The organism is Rhodothermales bacterium, from assembly GCA_017643395.1.
Classification (GTDB): domain Bacteria; phylum Bacteroidota; class Rhodothermia; order Rhodothermales; family UBA10348; genus JABDJZ01.
In genome coordinates this window covers 694,149-712,415 of sequence record JAEPNP010000001.1, presented here as the reverse complement: position 1 = coordinate 712,415, position 18,267 = coordinate 694,149, and the positions used below count along the sequence as shown (strand labels likewise).

Sequence of the window (18,267 nt, the reverse complement as noted above, 5' to 3'; positions counted from 1 at the left end):
AACGGGGCGCCCGACGGGGCGCCCCGGCGACACGTGAATCCCATCGAAACGCGCCGGATCGGCGCTCTCATCACCCACCTTGAACCTCCTCTCTGTCATGAAACGATTCATCTTTGCCGCGCTGCTCTTTGCAGGTGCCGCAGCATTCCTGCTGACAGCCGACACCCAGTCGTTGCCCGACCGCGGCACCATCGTCACTGCCTCCGCTTCATCCGCCGGCGCGGAAGCTTCCCTGATCGAGCGCGTCATGCGCGAGCCCAACCGCGCGGACGGCTATGTGGACCTTGCGCAATACTACCTGGGCCAGGCCCGTGCCACTGCGGACGAGACCTTTTTCGTACCACGTGTAGAGGCGCAGCTAAAAAAAGCGCTCGACCTGGACCCAAACCACTACCGCGCACGCGTTCTGCGGGGCACGCTGCTCAACAAGCTGCATCAGTTCGAGCAGTCTGAAGCGCAGGCTCGCGAGCTGATCGCCGAGTCGCCGGGTCACGCCTACAACTACGGCACCCTGGTCGACGCGCTTGTCGAGCTGGGTCGCTACGACGAGGCCGTCACCGCCATGGATCAGATGCTGGAGCGCCGCCCCGACCTCTCCTCCTACTCCCGCGCCTCCTATATCCGTGAGCTGCTCGGCGACGAAGAAGGTGCCATTCGGGCGATGGAGTTTGCGGCAGGCGCAGGCACCATCGGCAGCGAAGGCCGCTCCTGGGCACTCTACCAACTGTCTCAACTGGCCCTCGGCAGCGGAGACCATGCTGCGGCGCGTCGCATCCTGACCGGAATTCTCGAGGAGCATCCCGGGTATGCGCATGCGGTCGCCGGTTTGGCCCACCTTGCTCTGCTGGAGGGCCGGGTGCAGCACGCGGACTACCTGATCGAGCAGGCCATGGCGCTGGCCCCCGGAGCAGGCTTCGAAGAGCTGGCTCTGGAGGTGTACCTCGCCATGGGCGACGAGCAGCGGGCAGCGGAAGCCACGATCGCCATTGAGCGCGGCCTAGAAGACGCGCAGGCCATGGGAGAGAACGTCAACATGGAGCTGGCCGACTTCTACGCCGACGAGGAGACCCGACTGGACGGCGCGCTCTGGCTGGCCAGCATCGAAATCGCGCGCCGCCCGGACCACCTGCATGCCAACGAGACCTACGCCTGGGTGCTTCACAAGCTGGGTCGCTCGGAACAGGCCATCGAGTTCATCGACCATGCGATGCGTTTCGACAACGGGGACGCCAAACTGAGCTTCCGCGCCGGTCAGATCTATGTCGGAGCGGGGCTGGTGGCCCAGGGGCGCACGCTTCTTGAGCGCGCCCTGGAGGAAGGTCTTCACATCGAGTCGCCTTCGGCCGCTGCCGAGGCCACCGACATCCTGGCGGGCTGATGCGAGCACTCTTGATTCTACTGGCCCTCGTTTTGGCCACCGCCGACCAGGCCTTCAGCCAGCAGCGTATTTCAGGGCGAGTGGTCGCCGCCGACACCGGCAAACCGCTGCCGGGCGCCCAGGTGTTTGTGGTGGGGACTTCCCAGGGCACCGTGACCGACTTCGATGGTCGCTTTGAACTGACGGCCGCCGATGACGCAGGGGTCCGGATCCGTGTGCACTATGTCGGTTTTGTCGCCGCCGAATCGGCTTTGCCCGCTGAGGAAATCCGCCTGGAAGAGCGCACCGTTGATCTCTCGGAGATCGTGGCGGAAGCGTTGGCCCCGGCGACCTCCGCATCGTCCATCACACTACGCACGGCCGACCGCAGCGGAAGGCCCCGCAAGACCACGCCGGACCTCCTTGAGCTGGTACCTGGCCTGGTGGCCTCCCAGCACGCGGGCGGCGGCAAGGCTGAGCAGCTGTTCCTGCGCGGATTCGACGCCGACCACGGCACCGACGTGGCCCTCGAGATCGACGGCATGCCCATCAACCTGGTGTCCCACGGGCACGGGCAGGGCTATGCGGACCTGCACTTCTTCATCCCCGAGACGGTTGAGAGCGTGCGCGTGGAGAAGGGACCCGTATCCGCAGAGTTCGGTGACCTGGCCACCGCCGGGGGCGTCGCCTTCTCGACACGACGGACCATTCCGCAGAACATGATTACCGTCGAGGGCGGGTCTTTCGGAGGCCGTCGGGCGATGGGACTGCTGCAGCTCGGAAACGGCTACGCCGCCGTCAGTCACGACCGCGCCGATGGTCCGTTTGCGAACCCGCAGGGCGTGCGGCGCACCAATCTGTTTGCCTCACAGACCTTTGGCAACCTGCATGTCTCGGCGGGCGCGTACGACGCCGACTGGACCGCATCGGGCCAAATCCCGGATCGCGCTGTGGCCAGCGGTCAGATCGGTCGCTTTGGTTCACTGGATCCGCTGGAGGGCGGGCACACCGAACGGCAGTGGGCCACTGCTGCGTGGGAGCGCCAGGAGGGCTCGCGCACTGTGCAGGCCAACGCGTGGGTGTCGCGGTACCGCCTGAACCTGTACTCCAACTTCACCTTCTTCCTGGAGAACCAGGAGCAGGGCGACATGATCGAGCAGCAGGATCGCCGGACCCTCGGCGGCGGCCGGGTGATGCTTACCGACCGCTTCGAGTTCGGTCCTGCGCTTGTGACGAGAACCTTCGCCGCTTCGGTTCGCGCGGACGACATTTCTGTCGGGCTGTGGCAGAGTCCCTCAAGGGAGCGCGGCTCGGTTATCGACCGCGGCGAGATCGCCCAGTTGCATACCGGTGGCTGGACCAGCTGGACGGCCGTCATAGGTCCGAGATTCAGAACCACCGCTGCCCTGCGGGCCGATGCGTTTCGCTTTGAGCTCGACGGCACCAGTCGCAGCGCCGCCCTGCTTAGCCCACGGGTTTCCGCGGCGTACGCGATCAGTCCGGGCACCGAGCTGTTCGGCGGCATCGGCCGGGCATTTCATTCGAACGATGCGCGCAGCGTCGTTCGTGGCGGCCCGGACTCCACGCCCGTGGCGCCGGCTCTGGCTTCCGAGGTGGGCGTGCGTGCACGCCCGGGCAACCGCACCACGCTGTCCGTGGCGTTGTGGCGGATTGCACTGGATCGGGAGTTCGTCTTTGTGGGCGATGCCGGTACCACCGAGTTGAGTGGTGCGACCCGTCGCCTGGGCGTGGAGGCCTCCGCACGCTTCGCGCTTGCTCAGAGCCTGTTCCTGGAGGGATCGGCGACGGCCTCCCGCGCACGCATGGTGGAAGGCGGCCGTGTGCCGCTGGCACCGCGCATGGTTGGGTCAGCCGAGATCGCCTGGACTCCGGGCGCGTCGCATGCGTCTCTGTCGATGACGGGGCTTGGGGAGCGACCGCTCAACGAAGACGGTTCGTTGACCGCCCCGTCCCAGTTCCGGGTCGATGCTGAGATCGGTCGCACGTTCGGTTCGCTGGACGTCACCGCTGCCATCCAGAACGTGACGGATTCCGATTGGGATGAAGCCCAGTTCGCCACCCTCTCGCGCCTGTCCAACGAGCCGGCAGGCATCGAAGAACGCCACTTCACACCGGGATGGCCGCGCGCTCTGCGCCTTGGCCTGGCCTGGAAATTTTAGAACTAGCGCTTGCGGGGCTTGGCCCTGCGGGTAGGCTCCGCCTCGAGCGGGTTCTCGGGCCAGTAGTGCTTGGGATACCGCCCGCGCATGTCCTTGCGAACATCGAAATAGCTCGATTCCCAGAACCCCTTCAGATTCGTGGTGATCTGGAGGGGTCTCTGCGCGGGTGAGAGCAGGTGCATCGTTACCGGCACGCCTTCAATGCGTGGCGTATCGGTCATGCCGAAGACCTCCTGGATGCGCACGGCCAATACCGGACTCTGCGGGTCGGAGTAGTCGATGCGAATCCGGGAGCCGGTCGGCACCTGCAGGTGAGTCGGCACTCGGCCGTCCAGGGCCTGACGCATGGACCAGTCCATGCCGGTCAGTAACGCCTCCGCCAAATCCAGCTTTCTGAGATCCGAGAGTCGCGCCATGCCGGTGAGGTGCTGCAGCAGCCATTCTTCGGCGTGTTCGGTCAACCAGGCCTCGCTTCGAGACGGCCAGTCCGGGTCGCGCGCGTGCAGGAAGTTCAATCGGTCCTGCAGTTGCCGGCTGGCTTTGTCCCATGGCAGGAGGTGCAGGCCTCGTTCCCGGACCTGCTCCATGAGGGCTCGGGCGATTTCGTCTGAGCCGACGTCGGACGCCGAGGCCTCCGAGAGCACGACCGCGCCGAGTGCCCTCCGCCGCACGGCCGCGGCCCGATCGGACGAGGCATCCCAGGAGACCAGCGTCTCCTCCGTGATCTGATCCTCGAACACCGCCTCGACTTCGGAGGCCTCCAGAGGGGCCGCCAGAAACACCTGATGGTTGCGACCACCGGTGTGCGCTACGGCGAGGAAGTCCGCATCGCACAGGGGATCTCCCTTGTGAAGATGCACCTGCCGACCGTTGCGCAGTCTGAACCGACCCTCCGCCGTTCGCTGGGCGATGCGGTCCGGGTAGGCCCTGGCCAATAGCATTCCTGCCACGGCCGGATCGACGTCTGCCTTCGGCGCCTTCAGCCTTCGGGCGAATTCTGCCGCCGTACGCTGGAGGCGCTTGTCGCGGAGCGGGAGTCGAAGAGCAACGTCTGCCGAGGACGCGTTGCGCAGCGGGTCTCCTTCCTCGATCAGTGCGGCCAACTGGGTCGCCGTGACCTGCGCCGAGGGCGAAGTGGCTGCCAGCAGCATGTGCGCCAGACGCGGGTGGGCACCGAATCGCACCATGCGCCGGCCCTGTGCGGAGATGCGGTCCCCATCGAGCGCGCCGAGCTGATTCAGCAGCTCCGACGCGCCGGCGAGCGCCCTTTCTTCGGGAGGATCCATCCATCTCAGCGCGTCGGCGGTGGTACCCCAGACGGCGAGCTCGAGCAATAGTTGGGCGAGGTCCGCGCCCAGTATTTCGGGGGGCTCGAAATCGCGCCGAGCCGCGTGCTCCGCGCGCGTCCAGAGGCGCAGGCAGGTGCCCGGAGCCAGTCGGCCGGCGCGGCCCGCTCGTTGTTCGGCAGAGGCGCGCGACGTCGGCATGGTCACCAGCCGGGTCATGCCGCTGTTTGGCTCGAACAGGGGCCGGCGGGCGAGGCCGCAGTCGATGACTACACGCACGCCTTCGATGGTGAGACTGGTCTCGGCGATGTCGGTCGAGAGCACCACCTTGCGCCGGCCCGCGGGACTGGGTTTGATGGCGGCGTCCTGCTGGTTGAAGGGCAATGCACCGTAGAGGGGGCGGATGTCGGCGGCCAGACCTTCGAGTCGCTCGGCGGTGCGGCGGATCTCTCCGGCTCCGGGAAGAAAGACAAGCACATCGCCCTCCGTTTCAGGGAGCGTGTTTCGAACCGCGGAGGCCACGGTGTCCTCCACGCGTCCCTGCGGCACCCGGTCGAGCCATTTGACGTCTACCGGAAACATGCGGCCCTCGGAGCTGATGACGGGCGCATCATTCAGCATGCGCGAAACGCGGGCGCCGTCCAGCGTTGCCGACATCACGAGCACCCGCAGCTCGGGCCGGAAGGCGGAGCGTGCATCCAGGGTGAGTGCAAGTCCGAGGTCCGCCTGCAGGCTGCGTTCGTGGAACTCGTCGAACACTACGGCCGCGACGCCCTCGAGGGAGGGATCGTCCTGCAGCAGTCGGATCAGGATGCCTTCCGTGATGACCTCGATCCGGGTATTCGGGCCGATGCGTGATTCCTGCCGGACCCGGTAGCCCACCGTCTCGCCGACCTGTTCCCTGCGGAGTTGCGCCATCCGCCGTGCCGCAGCGCGTGCGGCCAGCCGGCGAGGTTCGAGCACGAGAATGCGCCCACCGCCCGTGAATGGGGCGTCCAGGAGCGCTAGGGGGACCAGGGTTGTTTTTCCGGCGCCGGGAGGGGCCTGAAGCACCGCTTCCGTGCGTTCGGTCAGCTCGCGCAGGAGGTCCGGCAGCGCCGCGCGCACGGGGAGATCGGGGGCAGAAATGCTCACCTACGAAAGATACCGGAGTCGAATGTCGCTGGAACGTCGTATGATAGGAGAGGATGAAGACGAAGCAGACCCATCGCATCCTCTCGCACCCCATCGCCCGGGAAGCCCTCCTGGACGTGGTGGATGAGGTCGGGCGATACGCCTGGCGGTTTGCGAATACGCCCGTCGATACCTGGCTGGCGGAGCAGGATCACGTGGAGATGGAGGACGAGTGGTTCTACCCCGGCGTGGATGAGGAGGTGCTGATCCGGCTCCGGAATTAGGTGGAGCGGCGCTGCCCTCCGGAAGAGCGCATCGCGGCACTGCGCGACCGATAGAATTGACGGTTCAGCGTGCGCACGGCCGTGGAGGGGCCGCCCGCCACTATGTTGCTACTCCCCATGCGCCTGCTCCCCATGATTCTGCTGATCGCCGCGTGCGGCGAATCGGCCATCACATCGCCCGATCCGGATCCCGAGCCGGAAGTGCGCACGGTGCAGCTGAGCCTGGAGTCCGGAGGTGGTCAAAAGGCGCCGCAGGGATTGCGCGTCGACGCGCCGGTTGTCATCCAGGCGCGCTTTGAGACGGGAGAGCTCGCTCCAGGCGTTTCCGTTTCAGCGAACGTTACCGGAGGTGGAGGCCGGGTTGAGCAGGCCACGGCGCAGACCGACGCCGAAGGACGGGCTTCGTTTGAGTGGACCCTCGGCACTGGTTACTCGCAGTCCTTGCGCGTCCAAGCCGAAGGCTCGAATGCGGTCCTGGTTTCTGCGGTGGCGACCTACCGGTATTTCCAGCCGCCGGATGACCAGGACGGTTGGGAGGTCGCGGCGATGGACGCTCCCAGGCCGGAATTGCTCTTCGCGGAAGTGGACGGGATCCGAAGTGGCAGATGGAGCGGGATCCACTCGCTGCTCATCGCCCACCAAGGGAAGCTGGTATTCGAGGAGTACTGGCCCGGAGGCAATTCAAGCGGTCAGCAGATCAACTGGGACCGTTTTACGGCGCACGAGGTGCAGTCAGCCAGCAAGTCCTATCGATCCGCATTGATCGGGATGGCCATTGACCGAGGTCTGATCGGCGGGGTTGATGAGCCGCTGTCGGGGTTCTTTCCCGACTATCAGTTCAATGCGGGCAAGGAGGCCATCACCCTGGAGCACGTGCTGACCATGTCCACGGGGCTGGAGTGGAATGAGTCCGGCGCTGCGGCGGGCAATACGAGCAATCACCTGTCGCAGATGTACCGTACTCCGCCGTCGAACTGGACGGGCTTTGTGCTCAATCAGCCGCTCCAGTTTACGCCGGGCGGCACGTGGGTCTACAACACCGGTGCGAGCATCATGCTCAACGACATTCTGGCCCGGGGCACCGGCATGCAGGTGGCCAACTTCGTACGGGAATTCATGGCAGACCCAACCGAGAGTGACGTGCTGCCCGGTGTCGGCAATCCGCTCGGTGCGGTAACGCGTCCGCGGGACATGCTGCGGCTGGGGCAGGTCTTTCTGTCGGACGGGATGTGGAAGGAGACGCGCGTGCTGTCGGAGGACTGGGTCGAGGAGAGCTTGACCGAGCGCTTCCAGTTCTCGGGCGATGTGTCCTATGGCTACCAGTGGTGGATGCGCACGCTTCGCACCCGGACGCCGCGCACGTATCGCGTGCAGTACGCGTCCGGGAACGGCGGGCAGTACATCATTCTGGTGGATGATCTGGACCTTGTGATCGTGTCGACCGGCGGGAATTTCGGGTCGAGTCTCATGAACCAGATCTGGCCGATTCTGGAGCAGGGGGTGCTGGCGGCGTTTGAGCGGTAGCGGGGCCCGACCCTGTGTTAGTCAACATTCCGCGGGGAACACGTTCCTTTGTCGGCGCAGGCGCGAAGCTCTTTCAGCGTCTGGTCGAATGCCGCCAGGTAGTACTTGGCGTCCACCGAGCCGCCACGCCCTCCACTCAGAATACCCTCACCCCGAGGCCCGGAGAACTCGTGGGCATAGAGGGCGGCCGTGACGAGAGATATCTCGGTGTGGCCCTTGTCGAACGAGGCCACCACATCCTCCCGACTCGTGACCTTGTAACCGAGAAGCCGTGAGAGATCCGAATAACTCCGTCCAGACTGGTCAACCGCCAGGGCGAGCATCTCCTGATCATTCTCGTCCAGGGCCATGTAGAACGCGTTGACGGCGACCTCTGCGCGGCGGATGGCGCTTCCGACCGTGGCCGACGTGATCGGTGGCGGCAGACGGCTGTCCCTGGCCGTCAACACCACAAAGTTGCCGAACTCGTCGGGATGTACGGTCATCGTGAGTCCACCCGGGTGGGGGACACCACGCTCCGGCTCGGCCTGCGGCCAGACAAGAATGACGGCGGCGCAGAGGGCTGCCCCGAAGAGCGCTGAAAGGACGTGGCTGGAGTTCATCGATTCCATCAGATGTGTCAGGGGGGAGCGAGCCTGGCGCAATTCCAGGGCCAGTGAGGCCGGGTGACCAAACTCCCTGTTCACCAGCGCCAGGATGTGCGAGGGTGGCGTATCTCGGTCGAGGTGTTGCTGAATGAGGGCCATCACATGGGGAAGAGCTTCCTCGATGGCATCCTCTGTCCAGCCGTCACGCCTGGCGGCGTGTTGCCAGTTGGAGAGTATGTGGCTGACTGTGTTCACCGCAGACCCAGGCTCGGTTTCGGACTCCAGAGTTCGGTCAGGATCGCGTCTGCCAACCGCCAACTGTGCTCTTCCCGGGCACTCTCGCGGCGGCCCTTCGGCAAGAGACGGTAGTACTTCCTCCGGTGACCGGACTCACCTTTCTCCCAGTAGGACTCGATGAAGCCCTGCCTCTCCAGTCGATGCAGTACCGGGTAGATGGCGCCTTCGGCCCATTCCACCCGCCCGCCTGAGAGATCCTTGACGCGCAAGATGATTTCGTAACCGTAGCTGTCGCGATCAGCCAGAATAGCCAGGATCGCCGGTTTGGCGGCTGCAGCCGAAAGTTCTCTGGAAAACACGGTATACCCTAAATGATCTAGGCAATAATACCTCGATGATCTTGGGTATGCAAGTGGCGGCTGGTGGTCGGGGGCCTGACAGACCGCCGATTGAACGATCGTCACCCGATCAACGGCGCGTGCCCGGTTGAAATCGCAAGAGGTTCCACTCTTGCTGCATGGTCTTGGACCAAGGTCCACCCGCCTCGCTGGAGAACACGAAATCGCTCAGATGGACAAATCCTTCGGTTTCCGATATCCGGATGAGGTCAACCTGCGGTACCGGCAGTTCCACGTCTACGCCCGGCAGCCATGTCGTTGTCCTGCGGAAAGTTCGTGAGCGTCCGTCATCAGAGACGCCGACCAGTCTGTATTCCGTGCCCGGGATGGTAGTGACCGCGTCTCCCTCCGCGTTCAGGAGCGGAATCCATAGCTCTGCTTCCTGGCTGCTGCCGCCATTGTCGAACCGCCAGATGCCGTCAGTGCGATTTGTGTGCCACCCGCTTCGCCAGGAGAATGCTGGAGTGCTCTCTGTGGATGTCTGCAGCACACTGTACCACGTTTCGCCCTCGATAAGTGTATCCCTGTCTACGACCCAGGACTCCACCCAGGAGAAGGACTCGTTCTGGTGATCGGTTCGGATCCAACCGGTACGCTGCAGGATCCATGAATGACCGAGGCCCAGGGGAACCAGCTCGGTCACCTGACCGGAATCTCCGTCCAGGGTTGCACCGGTGTCGCATCCGACCAACACTAGAAGTGGAAGCAGGACCGGAAGTATTGGCAGACGCTTGAGCATGGGAATTGTCATAGTCGGCCCGGTAGGGTTTACTGCGCTCGCTGAGGCTCGCTCCGTCAGTCGCTTCGCTCGTGTGAACCTGATACGGTTCGAACCCGACCGGCATGATATGGCACAGCCCTGCCGGCCTTCGGCAAACAGGGCTGCCCCATAGTGGGCCCGGTAGGACAACAACATCTTGTTCCGAAAAGCAGCATCCCTGTGCAATACCGCTTCAAAATACCTAAAATACGTGTGTTGAGTCACGAGTTGCACAGTCTCGTTGCACTCGGCCTCGATACTTGTTGCCCCACTGTTGTCCCCGAATGCCCGCCTCCATCAAGGCCATTATCAGAAAAGATCGGCTGCGGGCAGACGGTACCTGCCCGATCTACATCCGGGTCACGGTAAACAGGAAGACCAGCAAGTACGCCGTTGGCATAGCCGTAAGGACTACAGAGTGGAATGAGCGGCGGGCGCGAGTTCGCAGCAGCCACGATCTCGCGGATGCCTACAACCGCAAGATTGAGCAAATGCTCAACGAGGCCCGAGAGAGGGGCCTGGACGCCCCCACAGCACGCGCAGTGGTGAGGGCTGCCAAGATTGGGTCTGGATTGCTACTCGACGATCTGGACGCGTTCCGCGACGTCCTGGGGGGGCAGGGCAAGGTCTGGGAGCTCAAGCACTTCGGAGTCCTCAGAAATAAGGTCGAGCGATGCTTCGGCAAGCTCGTCGCCTGGAGGGATCTAGATGCAGCCTCTCTCGTGCGATTCGAGTCTTTCCTGCGGGAGATCGATGGTAATAGCAACAACACCGTCCGCAATCACCTGAAGCGACTCCGCCGCCTTCATAGGCGACAGGTGGCTCGTGGTCTCCTAAGCTCGGACACCGATCCGTTTCGAGGGTATCAACGGCCCAGCGCCGAGCCAGTACAGAAGCGACGACTGAAGCGGGAGGAGATCGCCGCGATAGAATCTCTGTCGCTGGGCGAGGGCGGTGCGCTGGCCATTTCTCGGGATGCCTTCCTGTTTTCCTTCTATGCGAGCGGGGTTCGCTTCGGCGACCTCTGCATGCTCAAGCCCGAGAATATGGTAGACGGCAGGCTTCACTATCGCATGATGAAGACCGGCCAACCCGTCAGCGTAAAGCTACCTGAACAGGCACTCGTTATCTCAACTAGATATCCCTTGGCAGGCTTTCCTTGCCTATTTCCGTACCTGCGCTCTGGGGACCTACGAGACTTGCCAACCGCCAAGAGGCGGATCTCCTCCCGCAACGTCATTGCAAACCGAAACATCAAGAAGGTGGCGGAAGCGGCGGGCGTGCAATCTGGCGGTCTTACAATGCACGTCGCTCGACACTCCTTCGCAGACCACGCGAGAGTGTCAGGAGGGGACTTGTACGCGATTAGCAAGGCTTTAGGACACTCAAATATCCAGATTACCCAGAGCTACTTGAGCAGCTTTGACCAAGATGCTGTGGACGCGCTTGTCGAGTCGATCTTCTAGCGTTCTGAGCGAGCGCCAAGCACACCAAGGGTCGCTGCCTGGGCATGGAGTGGGGCTGTGAGCTTGTTGGACCGATGCTGCCCGTGGAACGCTCAGGTACTCTGCCCCCACCACCTTAGGCCTATGGCGAATTCCATGACCCGCTTTCTCTCGTGGTAGTACTCTAGCTGGTCCAGTAGGCGGGCGCTTGGCGAATGGAGTCGTACAACAAGCGGCAGGGCTGCTTCCGCATTGACGGCGAAATCTGGGTCGTCGCGGAGAGACTCGACGTAGGGAAGGATCTTCTCCTCAAAGGTTGGGCGATTTGTGTGATCGAGGACTCGACAAAGCATGCTTAGAAAGCTTGCGTAACCACATCCCCTGCAACTCCAGCCGCTAAGGTCGATTCCTATTCTGGCTTTCGGCAACCATTTGGAGGCCGCCCAAAGCACGCCCTTGATTGAACCCGCAGGACCAGCATTCCAGCTGGAATCGTATCCAGACATGCTTCCTGGGAAGAGTTCAAGCCAGCCCTCCTGAACCTGCGGAAGCAGTTCGGGGTCAACGAAAAGGTCTCGGAAGAGGTCGGGTGGCACTGGTTGGTTCTGGTGGTTACGCAATCCGTAGCAACTGCAAGGATAATCGTAGCAGACGAGGAACTCACAAGACGCCGAGGACCCATGGACATCCAACTACTCCAGAATCTGATCTGCCAACTTGTTCAGGTAGATGACCTTAGGTCGGAAGGTCCAGAGTACACCCGCGCGGTCGACGTCGGCGAACTCCGCTTGGTGTGGGGCGAAGTAGATCTGACAACCGGTGAATACGGCCATCCAGGTAACTCAAATCGATTCTACTGGGTGACCAAGGACATAGCCGGTCTTGGGTTCGCCGACGAGAAGTACTCGGTGGTGGCCACGAATTCGCACTTTGCGATGCCGCATGAACTCGAAGACCCTAGGCAGGCGGGGTTCGGCGGGGCGTCCGTGGAATACAAGACTGCAGACGGCTTCCGCTTACAGTTTTGGTCGGTCTGGAGCAGGAAGCAATACCGAGTCAATTGGCTTGCCGTCGGCAAGCGTGCTTGCTAAGATGGCCAGGGAGACGAAACGCAGGCGGCCGAAATGCGAGACACCCTACGTTTGGAAACCGTTACCACAAGTGACTACCGCGCAATTGAGCAACTTCGATTGCGAGCCTACTCCCAAGGCGCAAACGTCCGGAACGCATCAGCGGCTGCATGGGACTCTATCGACGAGAAAGCGGTGGTTGCGGCGATCTGGGATGGAGATCAACCAGTGTCCACGATGCGCCTGACTTTCCACGAGACTCGGTCAGGGGTCGACGACGAACTACACGTTCTCACCACTGGACTTGATCTCAGATTTCCCGCTGGGTGCCTGGGTAGAGCGGCAACTAGTCCCACTCACGGGGGGGGGGCTCTCCATGAATCTCCGGGTGTGGCTTATGGTGGAGGCATGTCAGCGTGGGTTTAAGTGTTTGTGCGGGGTCGTCGCAGGAAATGCGCGTCGGCTCGCCTACCTCCGGGGCCTTGGGTATCAGGCGTTTAGCATGCCTGGCGAGCATCCCATTGGCTTCACCAGCGACAAGACCTTCGTAGTCCTTGATCTTGAACGCCAAGGACAATCCGCTATTCACCGAATCGTGCGCGACCTTGGTGGGCAATCCCTTCCCGCTGTCGAAGCCGCTATCAGGGGCCTGACATAGAGATGGAGATAATCCGCGTCGACGCATCACACAAAGACGAAATCTCTCGCCTTCGGATCTCAGCCTACTCCAAGGGTGCGCATACGAAGGCGAGTGACTACAGGTGGGCGGAGTGGGACACAACAGATGACACTTCGACGGTGTTGGCAGTTGAGAATACCGGGGCGCTCGTTTCGACTATGCGCTTGAGTACAGTCTCGGACGAAGCGTCCCTAGCTAAGATCTTGGGCCCAGCCTGTCGGCCTAGTGGTGAGCCGCCTTTCGGGCTACTGGGGCGTGGGGCGACCAAGCGGGGATTCGGGGGATTGGGGCTCTCGATGAACCTGAGGCTCCACCTGATGCGGATTGCCGCTAGCCAAAACGTGCACACACTGGTCGGACTCGTGGCTGCCCAGTCCCGCAGACTATCGTATCTCGGCGAACTTGGATATCGAGCAATGCCCCTGCAGTCGCGAGACACCCCAAGCATTGAAAAGGTCCTGGTCGAACTGGATCTGCGCGTCTACGGCGACTCGGCAATTAGGCGACTTGAGGCTGACCTCCAATCGTACGCCAACCTCCTGCCCCCCCCCCGGCAACTAGCGTCCCAAAGGGGACGTCGGCCACGTAGGCAGAGCCGACCGGCGGCGGTTTATCGTCATCGACTTGGAACGGGATTCGTCCCGGCCCAGTCATGAAGATTCTTACGGTTGGGCGGGAGCGGGCGTCGGAGGTATCAGACCTGAGAGTTCGAGCCTATTCGCGTGGGACGAATCTGCGGCAGCCTGACTACAGCTGGGCCTTGTGGAACGATTCGGACGATGCAGCTCTCGTGATGGTATGCGAAATCAATGGGTCGATTGTCTCCACTATGCGACTGCAGGTCTTGGCGGACCACGCGCAGTTGGCGGACTCGCTGAGTATCCCCAAATATCGCTCGCTCCATCCAGCTCCGTTCGGAGTGCTTGGTCGTGGAGCCACACACCAGGACTACGGCGGTCAAGGCCTTTCTATGCGATTGCGACTGGCCTTGATGAAGCGCGCTACCGGCGCGGGAGTGCGTACGCTGGTGGGACGCCTAGCCGCAACGTCGCGACGACTTCGTTTCCTTGAGGATATCGGCTACGAGGTAAGCCCGCTGCCGTCGCCTAAGGTTCCAGGAATCCCTTTCGTCATTGCCCAGCTGGATCTGGACAAGTACGGAGATTCCGCAGCGGCCCGCATCGCGGAGGCCATCCTCCGGGCACCTAGCCAAAAATGACGTCATTCGGTAGATCCTCCACACTCGCGTCTGGGGGATACTCTGGCGAAAGTGCGACCACGAGTTGCGTCATCGCCGCCACGACAGCCACAGGAGCCTGATGGGCATTCGAAGCTCGGTTCAGCGCGTGCCGAAAGTCGCGCTCGAATCTGAACCTGGGTATTCCGGTGCCACCGACTGCAGCAAGCGACCGGGCCTCTGGGTTGAACGCAATCAGGACGCCGTGAGCGTGCGATCCCAGACTACTCTCATCGTAGGCTCTCCGGAGCCAGGCATCGGTGATCACCGCGTCAGTGACTCGGATCCCCATCTGGATACTGGTCGATTCCTCAGCCGTGGCAATCGCCTCCCCCAAAGCCCCAGAAAAGCTCCGCAGCTCTTGGAGTGATCCACCAGCCTTCACCTTGGCCAGGACCATGATCTGCCTAGGGTTTAGGGCTAGAAGACCAAGCGTGCCGGATAGCAGAAGAGCTGCCCCGACAACTTGACCCGTGCCTGGGATCACATCCGCGACGAAAATATCCAGGGCAGCCGCGAACAGGACCCCGAAGTAGCCAACAAACGAGATGATCTCCCCCCGTCCATGTCGGAAAGCAAATGCCACGAGCCACTGCATAGCATAGGCCAGAGCCCCAATGGCGAATAGTGTCGGCCAAGAACCCGAGGGGATAGCCTTACCAGTTAGCAGGATGCTAACGGCTCCAACGACAGTCAGGCCAATGGAAAAATGTGCGACGACCTCGGTCGCGATTGCCCGGCGAACCTGAGCGAGCATTGAGTAGGAGACCCCTGCCACGAGCCCCGCAAGGAGTGCGGCAGCCATCGGTATGCCTGCATGCTGCTCGTTCGGCCATCCTAGTACCACGATTCCCAGGACAACCGGAATCAGGAAAAGGCTGCTTCGGCCAAGTCGAATCCTGCCAGACACCACGGCCAGGACAAATAGCCAAACTGGTGCTGCCTTTAGCGATGCCGCCACCAGCGAAGTGGGCAAGCGCTCCAGGGCGTAGAACGCGAGCAAAATGGTGATGGCTGCGAGTGTGGTGCGCAGAACAAGCGGCCTTTCCCTCGACCGCGCGGCACGAAGGATCGCTCTAGGACTGAGGACCAGAAGCAGAAGGAGCGGGACCGTGCCACGAGCCAGAACTGACCAGGCCCCAGCGCCAACTCCCTGAACCAACTGGGCCATGATCGCGAAAAGCGCGGAGGCGGCGATCATGGCCGCAACAGCGGGGCTATCGGGGGGTCTGTAACTCATCGGCCTGGATCGGCGGCGCTGCGTCAGATGCTCGACCTACGTGTCCCGGTTATTGTGTCGCCGTGCGAGCCTCCGGTGCGCAGAGCTGTTTGAACGCGGATTCATTTGGGCGTAAGGAGGTACGGCTCAGGGTACAACAGATGGCACGCAAAAAAGGCCGAGTCTTGAACAGCGTCGTTGGCGAATAGCTGGGGTGGGGGGCGAGCTTTTCCTCCGCAACCCAGACCGGCTACCATGAGCTGACCATACGGGAGCGATGTGCAATTCATCTTGCCGAACCAAGCAACTTCATCCGCATCTCAACCAGGAGCGCACGATGGGTTCGATTTCCAACGGCTGTGCGGTTGAGCGTCTCCCGGCGTTTCCTGGCATGAGATACCGCTTGCTGGAGGGCCCTTCTAGCAGAACTACCGCCGACCTGGCTCGCCGTCGCGAGGAGTTTTTTCCGACCGACCAAGCTTTCCAAGGCTGATGCGCCCATATCCTTCGTGTAGGCCGAAACCCATCGGGCCCCGTGTTCTCGGCGATATTCCTCCATTTCTGCCCTGAGTCCATCGACGATTCTCATTTGAGTAACCTCCCCACCAGTCGGAGGTGGTGATCGCGCGCCTCGGAAATTCCCTTTTGGCGGAGTTCCGATACGGTCTTCAATCCAGCTCGGATGTGAACCGACCGTGGGGTTTTCAATCGAGTCTCGAACCGGAGAATCGACTGCCCCGGATCCCGCCCCCTCCGACGCATCTCCTGCGACTTGTCATACACGGCTAGCGAACGTTCTCGATTCGACCAGCATCTCCAGTTTCCCTGGGAATAGCGGCGGGCCCGGAATGGTGCACGTCGGTCGGCGATCACTTCGAGGTAGGCCTCAGGCGGTCCGGATATCTCCATGTCCTGACCGACTTCCAGCTGGCTCATCTTCGCGCGGCCCAGGTCCGTGTAAATCCCTAGATCAGCTAAGTCTCCCTCCAAGTTGGCGAGTGCGCGCAGGAGTTCCGACTCATCAGCGAGGGGGAAGTTTATGCCGTCGAGTTGACACGCGGCCTCTATTCGAATCTGAAAAAGGGAAGCTGGGGCCCCGGCGGGCCGGAAAATCCTCGCGGAGAACCCCGGCTGCCGAAGTGCGGCACAAACGCCCCAATAGACGGTGTCCCCCGATTGGAACAGGGCGGCCGGGGTGGTGTGTTCGGCCGGGATAATCCGGAAGGGGTGGTCTGCGTCGATCTCGTATTGACAGAGCGATATGCGCAGCCAGTCCGTCCCGACTTTGCACCGTCGTGGGCTGAGCGACAGATTATCTGCACGACGGGGGCTTGTTATTAGAGGATGGGAACCGCTCATGACAGCGACCTCCCGGCAGGTACGTAACCCTCCTCGATCCAAGCGTACACCTGCTCGGCTCTAAAGAGCACAGTGCGTCCGCGTTTGCAGTAGGGGATGAATCCCTTCTTCCGGCGGTAGTGTAGTTGGCGACGTGACCACCCCGTCAGTGCGCATACTGCCTCCTGGGTGAAGTATTCCGGCGAGTTGATGCGCTCGGCCAGTCGGGGCATCTGGGACTTGAGGACTGCCTCAACCGCCTTGGAAACGAGGAGAGAGAGATCCTCAGTCGAAAGGATCGCAAACTGGTTTTGCATGACAGCAACCATGTTTGAGTTAGACATGGCCGCCGCCTGTGGCACACCGGTGCCATTCCGGATTCCGGGATATCCCGGACTATGTCGAACTAATGATTCGTCAGCAGCACTCGCAAATTGAGTTAGGGGTTGACGTTTAGGCTTGCGTTTGCCTTCATTCGACCGCCAATCCCGCAACACAATGGGCTGCATTTACAAGATTTCCCACCCCATGATCAACGGGGTCTACATCGGCCAGACTGTAAAGAGAGCGCAGGATCGTTGGAAGGAGCACGTGAGGGCAGCGGGCGATTTCTCGCGGCGCAGCAAGGGCAATGGGGCGCTGTACGAAGTAATCCGGGCCTTCGGGCCCGATGGGTTCGTAGTAGAGGAGGTCGCGGAAGCCGACACGCAGGCGGAGCTGAATGCTTTGGAGACCCGCTTCATAAAGGAGTACGACTCAGTAGAGAACGGCCTTAACAGGGTCGCTGCACCTAGCACTCGCCGGGATCTGGCAGAAGCTGGTACGATTACCATTCGAGATGAGGCGTTCTCGTATTCCTCTAAGGCCGACCTCTGTCGTCAGCTTGAGGTTTCCTACTCCACTCTACAACACTGGCTGGGCAAGGGTCTGAGCCTGGAGAAAGCCAGCGAGCAAGCCCTTCGAGCAAGGGAGGACACCGAGGGAGAGTTCGAGGTCTTTAGAAAGCGTTACCGGTCTTATACCGAGTTGGCCGCCGACAAGAAGCTGAATCGCCACGGGCTTTCCGGTCGCCAGATCGCAGCGAGGGTTAGAAGCGGGATGACAATCCGGGAGGCCGTAAGCACACCTAAGAGGCCGAAAGGAATCAGCGTCGAAGTCGAGGTCGGCGGAGAGCAGAGAACCTTCGACAACGCTGCCGAGGCCTATCGAAAGCTTTCAGCGGATCGAACACTTCCTGCGTACTCGGCGGTAATCCAACGTCTTGAAGCGGGCGAGACCGCTGAAGAAGCGTTCGGGCTTGCTCCTCGACCTTGGATGGCTAAGCACGGAGACGTGTTAGCGCTAGTTGAGGAGGAGGGCTACCAGCTGCTCGGTGAACTCAAGCCTTGGTCGCAGCCCGTCGTAGTGGAACACACCAAGGAGGTGTTTGCCAGCAAGAAGGCTTTCGCCCGTGAGTTCGGGCTTGAATACACCGAGGTTGCCAGAAAGCTGAAAGCAGGGGCATCGGTCTTCGACCTACTTCGAGAAAGCGGGCACATCGACTAAGGCAGCGC

At 62.0% G+C, this 18,267-nt stretch carries 15 protein-coding genes; 8 read left to right on the top strand and 7 right to left on the bottom strand.

Annotated features, from left to right (window positions below; translation table 11 throughout):
- Positions 1-97: 97 nt before the first annotated feature.
- A complete protein-coding gene (locus tag JJ896_02775; protein MBO6778555.1) occupies positions 98-1,378 on the top strand; it encodes a tetratricopeptide repeat protein in 1,281 nt (426 codons plus the stop codon).
- Positions 1,378-3,537 carry a TonB-dependent receptor gene (locus tag JJ896_02770; GenBank protein ID MBO6778554.1) on the top strand — a complete coding sequence of 720 codons (2,160 nt, stop codon included), beginning with the start codon at positions 1,378-1,380 and terminating at the stop codon, positions 3,535-3,537. Before JJ896_02775 ends, JJ896_02770 begins: the two co-directional genes overlap by 1 nt.
- Before the next feature lie 2 nt (positions 3,538-3,539).
- On the opposite strand, the gene hrpB is transcribed toward JJ896_02770, so the two are convergent.
- The gene (gene hrpB / locus JJ896_02765) at positions 3,540-5,957 is read right to left on the bottom strand and encodes an ATP-dependent helicase HrpB (GenBank protein ID MBO6778553.1); all 2,418 of its coding nucleotides are present in this window, start codon (positions 5,955-5,957) and stop codon (positions 3,540-3,542) included.
- A 53-nt stretch (positions 5,958-6,010) separates the two neighbouring features.
- Here hrpB and JJ896_02760 point away from each other — a divergent pair, with 53 nt between their 5' ends.
- Positions 6,011-6,220, top strand: a complete 210-nt coding sequence (locus JJ896_02760; GenBank protein MBO6778552.1) for a hypothetical protein — start codon at positions 6,011-6,013, stop codon at positions 6,218-6,220.
- 117 nt (positions 6,221-6,337) lie between these two features.
- A complete protein-coding gene (locus tag JJ896_02755) occupies positions 6,338-7,744 on the top strand; it encodes a beta-lactamase family protein (GenBank protein MBO6778551.1) in 1,407 nt (468 codons plus the stop codon).
- Between the two features lie 17 nt (positions 7,745-7,761).
- On the opposite strand, the gene JJ896_02750 is transcribed toward JJ896_02755, so the two are convergent.
- From JJ896_02750 to JJ896_02740, 3 genes are all read right to left on the bottom strand, one after another.
- Positions 7,762-8,586 (bottom strand): hypothetical protein, encoded by an 825-nt coding sequence (locus JJ896_02750; protein ID MBO6778550.1) that lies wholly within the window; start codon positions 8,584-8,586, stop codon positions 7,762-7,764.
- Complete coding sequence (locus tag JJ896_02745; protein ID MBO6778549.1) at positions 8,583-8,927, bottom strand: helix-turn-helix transcriptional regulator; 345 nt, start codon at positions 8,925-8,927, stop codon at positions 8,583-8,585. The genes JJ896_02750 and JJ896_02745 overlap by 4 nt, the downstream gene beginning before the upstream one ends.
- 109 nt (positions 8,928-9,036) lie before the next feature.
- On the bottom strand, positions 9,037-9,705 hold the full coding sequence (locus JJ896_02740) for a hypothetical protein (GenBank protein ID MBO6778548.1): 669 nt from the start codon (positions 9,703-9,705) through the stop codon (positions 9,037-9,039).
- Positions 9,706-10,010: 305 nt separating this feature from the next.
- Here JJ896_02740 and JJ896_02735 point away from each other — a divergent pair, with 305 nt between their 5' ends.
- Positions 10,011-11,192: a tyrosine-type recombinase/integrase gene (locus tag JJ896_02735; GenBank protein MBO6778547.1), complete on the top strand. Its 1,182-nt coding sequence runs from the start codon at positions 10,011-10,013 to the stop codon at positions 11,190-11,192.
- A gap of 92 nt (positions 11,193-11,284) precedes the next feature.
- Here JJ896_02735 and JJ896_02730 read toward each other — a convergent pair whose 3' ends face one another.
- Positions 11,285-11,767: a hypothetical protein gene (locus JJ896_02730; protein ID MBO6778546.1), complete on the bottom strand. Its 483-nt coding sequence runs from the start codon at positions 11,765-11,767 to the stop codon at positions 11,285-11,287.
- A gap of 84 nt (positions 11,768-11,851) precedes the next feature.
- Here JJ896_02730 and JJ896_02725 point away from each other — a divergent pair, with 84 nt between their 5' ends.
- Both JJ896_02725 and JJ896_02720 read left to right on the top strand, forming a co-directional pair.
- Complete coding sequence (locus tag JJ896_02725) at positions 11,852-12,262, top strand: hypothetical protein (protein ID MBO6778545.1); 411 nt, start codon at positions 11,852-11,854, stop codon at positions 12,260-12,262.
- Between the two features lie 1,310 nt (positions 12,263-13,572).
- A complete protein-coding gene (locus tag JJ896_02720; protein ID MBO6778544.1) occupies positions 13,573-14,139 on the top strand; it encodes a hypothetical protein in 567 nt (188 codons plus the stop codon).
- Here JJ896_02720 and JJ896_02715 read toward each other — a convergent pair.
- Entirely contained in the window at positions 14,126-15,397 is a 1,272-nt protein-coding gene (locus JJ896_02715) for a hypothetical protein (GenBank protein ID MBO6778543.1), read from the bottom strand. The genes JJ896_02720 and JJ896_02715 overlap by 14 nt on opposite strands.
- A gap of 1,334 nt (positions 15,398-16,731) precedes the next feature.
- On the bottom strand, positions 16,732-17,058 hold the full coding sequence (locus JJ896_02710) for a helix-turn-helix domain-containing protein (GenBank protein ID MBO6778542.1): 327 nt from the start codon (positions 17,056-17,058) through the stop codon (positions 16,732-16,734).
- A 154-nt stretch (positions 17,059-17,212) separates the two neighbouring features.
- Between JJ896_02710 and JJ896_02705 the strand changes: the two genes are divergently transcribed.
- On the top strand, positions 17,213-18,259 hold the full coding sequence (locus JJ896_02705; protein MBO6778541.1) for a GIY-YIG nuclease family protein: 1,047 nt from the start codon (positions 17,213-17,215) through the stop codon (positions 18,257-18,259).
- The last annotated feature ends 8 nt before the right edge of the window (positions 18,260-18,267 follow it).

Coding starts and splice junctions, on each gene's coding strand:
- JJ896_02775 (MBO6778555.1), top strand. CDS start 98: ATGAAACGATTCATCTTTGCCGCGCTGCTCTTTGCAGGTGCCGCAGCA.
- JJ896_02770 (MBO6778554.1), top strand. CDS start 1,378: ATGCGAGCACTCTTGATTCTACTGGCCCTCGTTTTGGCCACCGCCGAC.
- JJ896_02760 (MBO6778552.1), top strand. CDS start 6,011: ATGAAGACGAAGCAGACCCATCGCATCCTCTCGCACCCCATCGCCCGG.
- JJ896_02755 (MBO6778551.1), top strand. CDS start 6,338: ATGCGCCTGCTCCCCATGATTCTGCTGATCGCCGCGTGCGGCGAATCG.
- JJ896_02740 (MBO6778548.1), bottom strand. CDS start 9,705: ATGCTCAAGCGTCTGCCAATACTTCCGGTCCTGCTTCCACTTCTAGTG.
- JJ896_02735 (MBO6778547.1), top strand. CDS start 10,011: ATGCCCGCCTCCATCAAGGCCATTATCAGAAAAGATCGGCTGCGGGCA.
- JJ896_02725 (MBO6778545.1), top strand. CDS start 11,852: ATGGACATCCAACTACTCCAGAATCTGATCTGCCAACTTGTTCAGGTA.
- JJ896_02720 (MBO6778544.1), top strand. CDS start 13,573: ATGAAGATTCTTACGGTTGGGCGGGAGCGGGCGTCGGAGGTATCAGAC.
- JJ896_02715 (MBO6778543.1), bottom strand. CDS start 15,397: ATGAGTTACAGACCCCCCGATAGCCCCGCTGTTGCGGCCATGATCGCC.
- JJ896_02710 (MBO6778542.1), bottom strand. CDS start 17,058: ATGTCTAACTCAAACATGGTTGCTGTCATGCAAAACCAGTTTGCGATC.
- JJ896_02705 (MBO6778541.1), top strand. CDS start 17,213: ATGGGCTGCATTTACAAGATTTCCCACCCCATGATCAACGGGGTCTAC.